At 63.6% G+C, this 13364-nt stretch carries 6 protein-coding genes; 2 read left to right on the top strand and 4 right to left on the bottom strand.

Annotated features, from left to right (window positions below; all coding sequences use genetic code 11):
- Positions 1 to 30: 30 nt before the first annotated feature.
- On the bottom strand, positions 31 to 306 hold the full coding sequence (locus tag FVE66_RS16840; protein ID WP_151448637.1) for a hypothetical protein: 276 nt from the start codon (positions 304 to 306) through the stop codon (positions 31 to 33).
- Positions 303 to 1394, bottom strand: coding sequence for an aromatic ring-hydroxylating dioxygenase subunit alpha (locus tag FVE66_RS16835; RefSeq protein ID WP_161993320.1), 1092 nt, complete (start codon positions 1392 to 1394; stop codon positions 303 to 305). Before FVE66_RS16835 ends, FVE66_RS16840 begins: the two co-directional genes overlap by 4 nt.
- A 361-nt stretch (positions 1395 to 1755) precedes the next feature.
- Here FVE66_RS16835 and FVE66_RS16830 point away from each other — a divergent pair, with 361 nt between their 5' ends.
- Both FVE66_RS16830 and FVE66_RS16825 read left to right on the top strand, forming a co-directional pair.
- Positions 1756 to 2688, top strand: coding sequence for an ABC transporter substrate-binding protein (locus tag FVE66_RS16830; protein WP_161993319.1), 933 nt, complete (start codon positions 1756 to 1758; stop codon positions 2686 to 2688).
- Between the two features lie 2 nt (positions 2689 to 2690).
- Positions 2691 to 3470, top strand: coding sequence for an SDR family oxidoreductase (locus tag FVE66_RS16825; protein WP_151448634.1), 780 nt, complete (start codon positions 2691 to 2693; stop codon positions 3468 to 3470).
- Positions 3471 to 3541: 71 nt separating this feature from the next.
- On the opposite strand, the gene FVE66_RS16820 is transcribed toward FVE66_RS16825, so the two are convergent.
- Positions 3542 to 12226: a glycoside hydrolase family 94 protein gene (locus FVE66_RS16820; protein WP_206668782.1), complete on the bottom strand. Its 8685-nt coding sequence runs from the start codon at positions 12224 to 12226 to the stop codon at positions 3542 to 3544.
- Between the two features lie 138 nt (positions 12227 to 12364).
- On the bottom strand, positions 12365 to 13357 hold the full coding sequence (locus tag FVE66_RS16815; protein ID WP_151448633.1) for an NAD(P)H-dependent flavin oxidoreductase: 993 nt from the start codon (positions 13355 to 13357) through the stop codon (positions 12365 to 12367).
- Positions 13358 to 13364: the final 7 nt, after the last annotated feature.

The raw sequence follows: 13364 nt of genomic DNA, 5'->3' as shown, positions 1-13364 counted from the left end.
CAGGGAAAACGGCGATCATCTCTGAATCTCTCAACTCTTCAGCCGTTGCAGGCCTGCCAGCGGCGCCAGCAGCTCCTGGTAGCGCGGCCGTGCAATGCCCATCAGGCGTGCATAGGGCGCCAGCAGCAGCGGGTGCACGCCCATTCGATACAGCCCGGCGAGGTCGCCATTGGCAACGGCATCGCGCTCTTGTTCCGACAGGTCCAGCGTCGCCAGTGCGGCGGCGCCAAGCTCCTTGAACGTGGCGGAAAATGGCTTGTCTTTCTTGAGCCGGAACAGGGTTTGCTGCACTGTGTACAGGCTCATGGACGATCCTCCTTCGCTTGAGCAGCCTCGCGGAACAGCTTGCGCATGGTTGCGATGCCCGCATCGCTTTGCACCAGGCTTTCATGGTCGAGACAGGTAGTGCCGTCCTGCGAACTCAGGATGGCGACGTCCTGGTCGATCACCTGCCACATTTTCTTTTCAAGGCGGATGTGCCATAGCGCCTTCCACAACCACCATTTCCAGCCGGTGATCTTGCGTTTGCGGACCATGTACACCTGGCACGAATCGGCGTCGATCGGGCACACTAGCACCAGGATGCGCATTGGTCCACCAGGTCCGGCCGACCAGGGGTAGGGAATGTCAAGCCGGAACCAGTTGGGAAAGTGGTATTCGGTGAAGTCGAAATTGACCAGCGCCTGTCCCTTGCGGCCGACGAAATAGCTGTCGTCCGGGTTCTTGCGCACCTCGATCGTGTCGGTATGGCCCTTGTTCGAACTCAGCGTGTAAGTCCCCATGTGGAGGAACGGCCCATGGATCGGATCGATCAGGTTGTCCATCGCCCGTATCCACGGCACGCCCTGCCAGTGGTGGCGGACGATGAATCCGTTCCATTCGGGGCTTTCCAGTTCATAGGGATTCTGGCAGGGCACGGCGGGAGGGCTGTCGTCGCTGGAGAAATAGGCGAAGATCAGGCCGCCATGCTCTTCGACCGGATAGGAGCGCACGCGCACCCGTTTCGAGGTCGCGCATTCGCCGCCTTCGGATGGGATCGAATTGCACTGGCCCTCGCTGTCGAACTTCCATCCGTGATACCAGCAGCGCAGTCCACCGTCCTGTTGCACGCCCAGCGAGAGCTTGGCGCCGCGGTGCGGGCAGCGGTCTTCGAATACGCGCACCTGGCCTTCAGCGTCGCGCCACACCACCAGGTCGGCGCCGAGGCGCTTGATTCCGACCGGCTTGTCCAGCGGCAGTTCGTCGCTGGGCAGGATCGCATACCAGTGGTTGCGCAGGCCGAGCGCAAACTTTTCTTCCACGTCCTTCCACGGGTTGCGACGAGCTGCCGGCGCCTTGCCGCCCTGCTGGCCGGGTCGCTCCACAAACTTGATTTCGGATGTCGACACGTTCATGTCCATGCCTGTCAAAGTTAGTTAGTGTCCTAACAGTATCAGAGTTTTTGTTTTGCTGAAAAGCGTTTTTTTCATGATCACTGATCGCAAGAAAAGTGCCCGCTGCCGCTATCAATTTCGAGGCCGCCCATGCACCTTATCGGACATTTCCTGGCTTTGATCGGTCCCACTTCTCGCCTTGGGCACCGGGTTGGTGATGCGGCGCACCATCGCGGTGACGCCCGGCGGAGCGCCATTTTTTTCACGCACGATTTGATCAAACGATGCTAATGTTATTAGCAATGCTTAGTTGGCTAACGGTTTTGAATTTGCTGCGCATCCGGTGATGTGGCCGCAAGAAATGGAACAGGGGAGGCGGGGCATGAACAAGAATGGCAGCGGCCACGGCGGGCCGGATCCTGACGCGGCGCTCACGCCGGTGACGCTGGCGCTCGGGCTGCGCTCCACCGCGCAGAGCCTGGGCGTGATCGGGCGCGCGTTGGGCACATTTGCGGCGCAGGGCCTGGACCTGCAGATCGTCCGGGAAGAGACTGCCGGGCCCGATGGCGTGGCCGGGTTGATCGGTGGCGAATTCCAGTTTGCGGAATTCGGATCGGTGCCAGTGGTTCAGGCCGCGCTGGACGGCCACGACCCGCTGATCGTGATGGCGGCCGAGAAGCTTGCCGCATTGCACCTGCTCGGTCGGAATGGCATCACCGATCCGGCCCGGATTTCCACCGTGGGGGTGCTATCTGCCGCCGGCCAGACCGGTTTTTCAGCCAGCCAGATTCTGGCGCGCTGGGGCAAGCATGATGCGACGCTGGTGGCGCTTGGCACCTACCCGGCGATCTATCGTGCGCTGGCCGACGGCCGTATCGACGCAGGCGTACTGACTGCCGATTACAAGCTGGCAGGCGAGGTGGCTTTTGGCTTTTGCGAATTGGCCGACCTTGGGCAAGCGCTGGGCTACCAGGGGCCGGTGCTGGCTACCACCCGCCGGTTGGCTGCGGCGCAGCCTGGACTGGTGAAGAAAGTGGTGACCGCCTATGTACGCGCCATCCGCTTGTTCAAGAGCGAATCGGAACAAGTCATTCCGGTGTTGCAGCGCCATCTGGGTTTTGTGGATGCTACGCAGGCGGCCGCGATCCAGCGCTTCTATGCGAGGCGATTTCAGGATCGGCCGGCAGCTTCGCGTGAAGGCATACAGCGGGTGATTGATTCGTTCCGCGCCAGGTATCCCGGGGCGGCGGATATGTCGCCCGCTGCAGTCTATGAAGAGATGTATCTGGAATCCGCTTTGCAGGAAGGAGCATAGGAATGGATCTCGGCTTGAAGGGCAAGATTGCCCTGGTGACGGCGTCGAGCAATGGCATCGGCAAGCAGTGTGCACTCGCATTGGCCGCCGAAGGTGCCAGGATCGTGATGTGCGCGCGCAATGCGGAGCGGCTGGAGGCGGCGGCGCAGGAAGTGACGCAGTTGGCAGGGGAGGGCAATGTGCTTGCGGTGCAGGCGGACTTGAGCAGCGCCGCCGACATCGACCGGCTTTGCAATGCTGCCAATGAGCGCTTCGGGCAAGTGGACATCCTGGTGTTCATCGGCGGTTCTCCCAAGCGTGGCGGCTTTGCCGAGGTCTCCGACGCCGATCTGCTGGAAGCCTTCGATGTCACGGTGCTTGCCGGATTCCGGCTCACGCGCAAGCTGGTGCCTGGCATGCGGCAGCGAAAATGGGGAAGGGTAGTCACCGTGCAGGCCCGCTCGGTGCGCGAACCGATCCCGGACCTGGTGACTTCGGTCGCCACCCGGCCGGGTGTGGCCGGCTTGTTCAAGTACCTGGCCAACGAGGCCGGACAGGATGGCGTGCTGGTCAACGTGATCGTGCCAGGGCCCATCAACACCGACCGTTTCAAGAAGGGTGCGGAAGAAGCCAAGGGCGGCGCTGATGATTACGTCAGGATGAAGGTGGGCGGCATCCCCGTGGGTCGCCTGGGCGAGGCGCATGAAATCGCCAGCGCCGTATGCTTTCTTGTCTCCGAGCAGGCGTCCTATATCAACGGCGTCGCATTGCAGGTCGACGGCGGGGTGATCAAGGCGATCTGACTGGGGTGGCGGAGCCGATGCGGGCGTAGCGCCGCAGCCGGGGAGTCGACATGCATGCACACGGGTTGCGTCTACCCCAAGCGCACCTCCACCCGATGCTCCTTGCGGTCGTCAACCAGAGGGATCAAGGCTTGCGTTCGCCCGGTTTTCCCCGCCGCTGGCAGCTTGAGTCCGGCACCGTCCAGCGTGACGCGAGTCACCTGCTGCGGATGTTCTCCGGCGCCGACGACCTGGCTGACGGCGATGTGATACACGGTATCCCGATAGCGGTAGTGGATCAGGTACGACGGCCAGTCGGCCGGGATGCATGGCGCAATGCGCAGTTGATCCACTTCCAGTTGCAGGCCCAACAGGGTTTCGACAGTCAGCCGGTACATCCAGCCGGCGGCGCCGGTGTACCAGGTCCAGCCGCCGCGGCCAGTGTGCGGCGCGGAACCGTAGATGTCGGCGCACATGACGTATGGTTCGACCTTGTACAGCTCGATCGCCGCTGGCGTGTTGCCGTGGCGGATCGGGTTGATCATGGCGAATAGTTCCCACGCGCGTGCCGTGTCGCCCATCATGGCAAACGCCATCGTGGTCCAGATCGCGGCATGGGTATATTGACCACCGTTTTCGCGCACGCCAGGCACGTAGCCCTTGATATAGCCGGGTTCCAGGTCCGAGTGATCGAAGGGCGGATCGAGCAGCTGGATCAACCGGGAATCGCGCCGGACCAGGCGCTTGTCCACTGCTTCCATTGCCTGCCGCGCCCGCATCGGATTGCCCCCGTTTGAGATCACCGCCCAACTCTGGCTGATCGAATCGATCTGGCACTCTTCATTGACGGAGGAGCCGAGCGGAGTGCCGTCGTCGAACCAGGCGCGGCGGTACCAGCCGCCGTCCCAGGCGCTGGCCTCGATATGGCTGCGCAGCAGTTCGGCCTGGGTGCTGCATGCTTCGGCAAACTGGTGGTCGCCGTGGCTGCGCGCCAGGCCTGAAAACAGCTGCAGGTTATCGAACAGGAACCAGGCCAGCCATACGCTCTCGCCCTTGCCGTCGCGGCCGACCAGATTCATGCCGTCGTTCCAGTCGCCGCATCCCATCAGCGGCATTTGATGCGCGCCAAAACGCAGTCCGTTCTTTATCGCACGCACGCAGTGCTCGTACAGGGTGGCAGCTTCAGGCGAGCGTTGCGGCTGGTCGTAGTAAGCCTCTTCCTCCGGATTCAGCTCGCGTCCTTCCAGGAAATGGATGGACTCGTCCAGCACGCCGGTGTCGCCGGTCGTCATTACATAGCGGCATGCTGCATACGGCAGCCATAGATAGTCGTCCGAAAAATGGGTTCGCACGCCTTGCCCGTTGGGCGGATGCCACCAGTGCTGGACGTCGCCCTTGAGGAACTGGCGCCCGGCGCAACGGATCAACTGTTCGCGCGCGAGCCAGGGCGCGGCATGGATCAAGGCCATGGTGTCCTGCAGCTGATCGCGGAAGCCGTAGGCGCCGCCGGACTGGTAATAGCCGCTGCGGCCCCACAGCCGGCAGGACAGGGTCTGGTAGACCAGCCAGCCGTTGGCCAGCAGGTCCAGTGCCGGGTCCGGGGTCTTCACCTGCACTGCGCCCAGGGTGCGGTTCCAGTGTTCCCACACGGATTCCAGTGCCTGCCGGGCCCCCGCGCGCCCGCCGAAGCGTTCGATGAAATGCCTCGCCTCGCCAGCGTCACGGGCCGCGCCGAATACGAACACGATCTCGCTCGTTTGCCCCGGAGCCAGTTCTATCCGCGCCTGCACCGCGGCGCACGGATCAAGGCCCGCGCCAGTCCGGCCCGACAGGCGCTTGCGGCGCATCGCCGCCGGGCTGGCGAGCGATCCGTTGCGGCCGATGAACTCGGTACGGCTTCCGCTCACAGCCGGGTCGCGCTCGCTGACGTGGGCAAATACCACCCGATTGGCGCATTCGCGGCCGTAGGCATTGCGGGCAAACAGCGCGCCGGTGTAGGTGTCCGCTTCGGTAACGATGTGCATCATGTTGGCGTGCCGCCACTCGCCGAGAACCAGTTCCCAGTATCCGGTCAAGGACAGGCTACGATCTCTGCTGGACTGGTTGCGCAGCTTGATCACCACGAACTTCACCGGGGCGTCCATGGCGACGTAGGCAGTCATCTCCGAGTTGATGCCGGCTTCGTAGTGCTCGAAGACGCTGTAGCCGAAGCCGTGCCGGCAAACATAGCCGGAGCGGCCGCGGGCAGGCAGCGGCGTCGGCGACCAGAACGCACCGGTTTCGTCATCGCGGATGTAGTGCGCCTCGCCGCTGCTGTCGCTGAGCGGATCGTTGTTCCAGGATGTCAGCCGGAATTCGTGTGCGTTCTCTGCCCAGGTATAGGCGCTGCCGCTTTCGCTGACGACGGTGCCGATGTGCGGGCTGGCGATGACGTTGGCCCACGGCGCCGGCGTGTTCTGGCCCGGTTCCAGCGTGACCACGTATTCGTGTCCGTCGGAGGTGAAGCCGCCCATGCCGTTGCCGAAGACCAGATCGCGTGGGGCCAATGGATACACCGGCTCGGCGGCGGCTTTCTGCACCGGCTCCAGGCGGTCCGACACGCGCTCCGCCGACACCCGGCGCTCGACCTGCTCGATCAGGGTGTCGGCGGTATCGCTGAAGACGATGCGGGCGACCGTCTGCAGCAACACCCGCTCGTCCTCCGAGAGTTCTTCGGCGCGTCGCACGAACAGTCCGCCCGGCTTGTCGAGCATGTGCGCTTCGGGGCCGATGTTGATCAGCCGCATGATCTCGTCCTGCAGCACGGCGCGGTAACCCGAAAAGTCCTCGTTCAGGATCACCAGGTCGGCGCTCAGACCTTTGATTCGCCAATAGGCATGCGCTTGCAACACCTGCTTGACCAGATCGATGCGGTTGATGTCGCCGATTTGCAGCAGCACCATCGGCATGTCGCCCGAGATGCCGAAGCGCCACAGTCCGGACTGTCCAAGCTGGTTGCGGGCAATGATCCGGGGCGCTGCGCGGCGCAGGGGACTGGCGTAAATGACCGAGGTGGCCAGGCGGCCGAAGACCTGGGCATCGGCTTCGCTGGCATTCAGGTGGCGCAGCACCTCCTGGCTCTGGAACCAGGCCATTTCGAAGGCGCGCTCGACGAAGTGCCGGTCGCAATATTTGCCGAGCAAGGCCAATGCGCCCTCACGCGTGTCGGCGACCCCGGAAATGATCTGGATGGTTGCCGATTCGTCCGGGGCCAGGTGCAGGGTGCGGCGGATAGCGACCACCGGATCGAGTACTGGCCCGGCGGTGTTCGACAAGGCTGGCCCGCCTTTGCTGCTATCCAATGCCACCGGGTTGGCCGCCGTCCGGCCGCGTCCGATGAATCTGGCGCGGTCGGTCTCGTAGGACGCGAGCTCGGCCTCCACGCCCGGTGCGGCCAGCAGGTGAAACATCCATGGCACCCGCTCTTCCGCAGTACGCGGACGGCGGGTGCAGAGAATGGCTTGCTGTTCGGGCAAAATCTCCGTCTGCACGAACAGATTGCTGAACGCGCGGTGCGCCAGGTCGGCGTTCAGCGGCGCCAGCACCACTTCAGCGTAGCTGGTCACTTCGATATGACGATGCCGGGGCGACTGGTTGGTGAGCGTGACGCGCCGGATCTCGACATCGTCTTCAGGGGAAACGCTGATCTCGGTATGCACTTCCACCGCGTAGTCGCGACGCCGGTATTCGGCGCGGCCCTGCACGAAGATTGCCGCGTAATGGTCGGCCGGGCGCAGCGTCGGCTGATGCGCGGCCGACCAGTAACGTCCGGTGTCGCTGTCGCGCAGGTAGATGAAAGTGCCCCAGCCATCGGCCGTGGCATCTTCCCGCCAACGGGTCACCGCAAGATCGCGCCAGCGGCTGTAGCTGCCGCCGGCATGGGTCGCCATCACATGATAGCGGCCGTTGGACAACAGGTGGACTTCGGGGATTTGCGTGTTCGGGTCGGAAAACACGCGCATGATCGTGCCTGCTTCCGCACTGGGCGGGCGCGCGGCGGCGCTCACCTCGGCTGCGTGCGGGTGCAGGGTGGCGCCTTTCTTCGGCACCCGCTCCTGCAGCAGCAGTTCGGTCGCTCGCGAGAGCGGGTCGGACATGAAGCGGCGCTGCATCGGCTGATTGAGCAATACATGCGCGAAGGCCAGCAGGCTCATGCCCTGGTGATGCGCCATGAACGAACGCACGATGGCGTGCTGCTTGCCCCGTGGCACGCGGGACGGCGTGTAATCGATGGCTTCGTAGAAGCCGTAGGCGCCCAGGAAGCCATGCTCGGCCAGTGCCTGCAAGTTGCGGCACGCTTCGCGCGGCAGCACGGTCAGGGCCAATGCGCTGGCATAGGGCGCGATGACGAGGTCATCTCCCAGTCCACGCTTGAAGCCCAGGCCGGGAACGCCGAATGCACGGTATTGGTACACCTGGTGCATGTCGGTAGCGTTATAGCAGGACTCCGAAATTCCCCATGGCACCGCGCGTTGCCGGCCGTATTCGATCTGGCGCGATACCGCCGCCTTGCAGGTCTGCTCGAGCAAGGTGTTGGGAAAGCTCGGCATGATCAACTGCGGCATCAGGTACTCGAACATCGAGCCGCTCCATGAGATCAGGCTGACGTCGCCGCCATGGCTGGTCAGCAGCCGGCCCAGCGAGAACCAGTGCTTCTGCGGCACCTGTCCCTGCGCGATCAGCAGGAAGCTGGCCAGGCGCGCTTCGGATGCCAGCAGGTCGTAGCAGGAGGGATCGCGGCGCCGCTCGCCGACGTCGTAGCCAATGGCCAGCAGGCCGCACGAAGCGTCATAGAGAAAGTCGAAATCCATTGCCGCCAGTTCGCGGCAGTCCCGGATCAGTTCATCGATCATGCCAAGCTGCTTGAGTCCGTCTGCCGCCCGCGCGCCAGCCAGTTCGTTCCAGGTCGGCATGGCGCTGCCATGCCGTGGGTCAAGTGTCAGCGTCAGCGATGCAAGCTCGTCGCGCAGGACGCGCAACTGATGGTCGAAGGCGCGCGCCCAGTAAAACAGATCGCCTTCGATATCGATATCCGTTGGCAGCAATGTGACCAGGTCGCCGCCAGCACGGTGGATGTGGCCCAGCGCGTTGACGCCGGCAGCCAGCGTCTGCGGCGCTCCGTCTACGGTGAGTGCGCGCAGGGTGTCCTGCAACATGCGGATCTTTTTCGACAGTTCGGGGGGAGGGGACGCGGGCAGCATCTCGGCCAGCACCTGCAACGTGTCCTGCAGCCCGTGCAGCGCGTTGGGTGACAGCACCGGCTGGTTTTTCAGCTCGGCCAGTCCTGCCTGCAGCGTGAGCAGGCTGCCGGCCAGGTTGCCGCTGTCTACCGAGGACACATATTGCGGATGCAGAGGTTGCAGCGTGCGGGTGTCGTACCAGTTGTAGAGATGTCCACGATAGCGTTCCAGTTTCTTCATCGAGGCCATCGTGTCGCTCATGCGCTGCAGGGATTCGCCTAGCGTCAGATATCCGAAATCGTATGCCGCCAGGTCTGCCAGCAAGGACATGCCCATGTTGGTGGGCGAAGTGCGCGAGGCGATCGCCGGCGCCGGATTCTGCTGGAAGTTGTCGGGCGGCAGCCAGTTGTCCAGCGGGGCGACGAAGTCGGCGAAATAGCGCCAAGTGCGGCGCGCCGCGCTGCGCAAGAAGGTTTGTTGATCAGCGCTCAGGTCCGGCGCCGGCGACGCCAGCGGTTGGCTGATCCACCAGCCAACGACCGGTGACAGCAGCCACAGCAACAGGATGGGCGCAACCCAGATCCAGCCTGGCATCCGCTCCTGTTCGATCGCCAGCATTACGCCCAGCGCCACCGCCGGGCCGATCCACATTTCCCTGGAAAAATCGGCCAGCGTGCGGCGCGCGTTGCGCACTGCGTAAGAGGGCAAGTGCCAGATCAGCAAGCCTTGCCGCGTGAATGGCATGCGCATGCCTGAACGCAGGATCGCATCCAGGCAGATCAAGCTGTCGTAGGGCAGGAACACCAGGACCAGCAAGGTGCGCGCCAGCGGGCGGGTTGCGGATCTTGCCGTCAGGCTCAGGTGCACCAGCCAATCGCGTTCGTCGGGCTTGCGGATCAGTTCGACCACGGTCGCCAGCAGCGCCGGCAGGAATACTACGGCGGCGACCAGCAAGCTCCAGAACCAGGCCGGTCCCGGCCCCAGCAGCCATCCGGCTAGCAGCAAGGCCAGCAGCGCTGGCGACACCAGGCTGCGCCGCAGATTGTCGAACAGCTTCCATACCGACAAGGCAGACAGCGGGTTTCTGGAGCGCTCTCCATTGCCCCCGTCTTCCCCGGGCGGACCCGGCACCCGGGGGCGCAGCCAGCCGGCCAGTTGCCAGTCGCCGCGGATCCAGCGGTGGCGCCGGCTGGCCTCCATTGCGTAACTGGCGGGATGATCTTCGATCAGGTCGATATCGGCCACCAGTGCCGATCGCGCGTAACCGCTTTCCAGCAGGTCGTGACTCAGGATCAGGTTTTCCGGGAAGCGCTCGTCGACCGCCTGGCGAAAGGCATCGACATCGTAGATTCCCTTGCCGACGAACGAACCTTCGGCAAAAACATCCTGATAGACATCGGATACCTCGCGCGTGTAGGGATCGATGCCCGATTCGCCCGCGAACAGCTTGGTAAATCGTGACTGCCCGGCGCTGGACATGCTGATCGAGGCGCGCGGTTGCAGGATCGCGTAGCCATCTACAATGCGTCCCTTCCTGGCATCGTAGACCGGCCGGTTGAGTGAATGCGCAAGGTTCCCGATCAGGGCGCGTGCCGCATCGCGCGGCAGTTGGGTGTCGGTATCGAGCGTGATCACATACCGGATCGATGCGAAAACCGACTGGTCGCCGACAATCTCGGAAAAAGCGGATTGCGCCTGTCCTCGGAGCCGGGCATTGAACTGCTCCAGTTTGCCGCGCTTGCGCTCATAGCCCATCCACACCCGCTCGACTGCGTTCCACATCCGTGGCCGGTGAAACAGATAGAAGATGCACGGCCGGTCATCGCTGTAAGTCTGGTTGAGCTCCTGCACGGCAGCGCGTGCGCGGGCAAGCAGGGACTCATCATCCGGCATGCTTTGTTCGAGCGCGTCTGGAAGGTCTGTGAGCAGGGCAAAGAACAGATTGGGGTCGCGATTGCCGAGGTAGCGGATCTCCATTGCCTCCACCAGCGCATCGATATCCTCCAGCTTGGCCAGCAGGGTGGGTACGACCACCATGGTTCGATGGCTGTCCGGGATGCCGTTGGAAAAGTCCAGTCGTGGCAATGCGCGTGGCGGCAGGGTCAGCGTGATCAGCAGGTTCACCAGTGGCACTGCCAGCGCAGAGCATGCGATCACGAGTGGGAGGGCAAAAACCCAGGCCAGCCAACCGTCCGACTCCAATCCTCCTGAAGTCCGCAGCACGGCCACGCTCACCAGCGCAGTGATCAACAGGATCGGGCCGAGGTAGAGCGCCAGGCGGAAGCGCCGGCATGCCCGGGCTATCCGCGATCTGCACGACAAGCGGCACTTGATCGCCCTCTCCAGGCTTTGCCGCCCCTGATCGATCAGGTAGAAGCCGACATGCGCGCTGCGGTCGTCCGGGCCGCGTTGCGTTGCCGCGGTCTGCGCCAGGCTGATTGCAGTGCGCGCCACCTCCGGCTCGCTGCAAGTGCTGCCGCGCGCCATATCCTCGATCACATGCCGGTAGCGGTCGCGGGTGGGAAAATCCTGGCCGGCGTGCATGCCAGCCGGGTCTTCACGCAAGGTCTGTTCGACCACGCTGAGCGACTCGACGAAGCTCTTCCAATCCATGGCGCCAATGAAGCGCAGGCTGCCGATGCTGTTGGCGATCGATATCTGATTGGTGGCCGAGGCCCGACCGGCCGTCTCCGATAACTGCGTGGCCGTCACTCCCTGTTCGAGCAGCTTCTGCTCGATCCAGGCCTGGACGAAGCTCATGGCGCCGCCCTGCGACTGGATCCTTGCGTAAAATTCCTCCACGAACGGTGCCGTCAGCGGTACATCGGTATGGGCAAATTCGGCCAGCAAGTGGATCAGCTGATCGGGTTCCTTTTCCGCCATCGCAAGCATGCGTTCCGCCCACAGGATGGCGGTGTCGCGCTCTTCACGCCGCTGGGCAATGCGGACGGCCACGCGGCGCAGGTTTTCCAGCAGCGCCAGTTGCAGCATGATCGGAAAGGCCCACAATTCACCCAGCTTCAGTGGCTCGACAGCCTGGTAGGCTGCGATGAACTCGGTGGTGTTGCCGCTGTCGACGCGGCCATCCATGTGGGAAATCAACTCCAGCGCCAGTTCGTAAATCCGCGGAAAGCCGGCCGATGGGCCCGCGGCCAGGCGCGGCAACTGCTGGCTGTATCCGCGCGGCAGATAGCGGCGCGCCAGGCCGATCTGCTGTTCGATCAGATAGAAATTGTCGAGCAGCCAGGCCTCTGGCGGCGCGATCCGTTGCCCCTTGGTCACTGCGGCTGTCACGACGTCATACGCCGCCAGCAGGACCTGCGCATTGTCCGCCAGGCGTGGCAGCAGCCGGTCCGGCCCCGGATGCGGATCGATCCGGCGCTCGGCAGCCAGCGTAGCCGCATGCCGCTTCAGTTGTTCGATGCTGAACAACTCGGAGCGCAGCAATTCGCTATCCCGGGCGTTGCGCGGTGGCAGCGCCTTGCGTGCGGCGGACTCTTTGATGTTGATGACCTTCTCCTCGCCCGGACCCGAGGTCGTCGGCGCAGCGCTGGCCATGTGACCCGGGATGCCTTGGGCAAAGCCTGCCCGGCACTATTTTTCGGCAAGGCTTCATCATGTTCCGGACGCGGGGAGCGTCGTATGATCTACGCTAAGTAAAGTTAATTGGGGTCAGACTAGTCTGACCCCAATTAACTACATGATCCGTTCCCGCGCGGCAGCATATTCCCGCTTGAGCCGCGCGACAATTTCTGCGGTGGTCGGCAGGTCGTCGATCACGGCAACGCCCTGGCCTGCGCCCCAGATGTCCTTCCATGCCTTGGCCTTGGAGCGGCCATCGGCGAAGCTCATCTTGCTCTTGTCGGCCACGGCGAGATTGTCCGGGTCGAGCCCGGAGCGTTCGATGCTCTCGCGCACATAGTTGCCATGCACGCCGGAGAACAGGTTGCTGTAGATGATGTCCGATGCGCTGGCACGCAACAGCGACTGCTTGTATTCCTCGCTGGCATTGGCTTCGACGCTGGCGATGAAACGCGTGCCCATGTAGGCGAAGTCGGCGCCCATCGCTTGCGCCGCCAGGATCGCGTCGCCGGTGGCGATCGAGCCCGACAGTGCGAGCAGTCCCTTGAATCGTTTGCGCACTTCACCGACCAGGGCCATCGGCGACAGGGTGCCGGCGTGCCCGCCGGCGCCTGCCGCGACCAGGATCAGGCCATCGACGCCTGCGTCAAGGGCTTTCATCGCATGCCGCAGGTTGATCACGTCATGCAGGATGATTCCGCCATACGCATGCACTTCGGCGATGATCTCGGGCGCGGGCGCCCGCAGCGAGGTAATCAGGATCGGCACTTTGTGGCGGATGCAGGTCGCAACGTCCTGCTCCAGTCTCACGTTGGACGCATGTGCAATCTGGTTGACGGCGATCGGCCCGACGATCGCCTGCGGGTTGTCGCGCTGGTATGCCTGCAGCTCTTCCTTCATGCTGTTGAGCCACTCGTCCAGCAGTTCCGGCTGGCGTGCGTTGAGCGCCGGAAACGAGCCGACGATGCCGGCCTTGCATTGCGCCAGCACCAGATCGGGATAACTGACGGTGAACATCGGCGAAGCAATCACCGGCAGTGACAGCCGGCGCAGCACCGGCGGTATGTGATCTGGAAGCGGGCGTTGCGAAGTCCGGATATCAGGCATGTTTGCG

This window comes from Lacisediminimonas profundi (assembly GCF_008831265.1).
Taxonomy (GTDB): domain Bacteria; phylum Pseudomonadota; class Gammaproteobacteria; order Burkholderiales; family Burkholderiaceae_D; genus Lacisediminimonas; species Lacisediminimonas profundi.
Note: the sequence above shows the minus strand (reverse complement) of the source record. Positions and strands in the feature narration are given on the sequence as shown.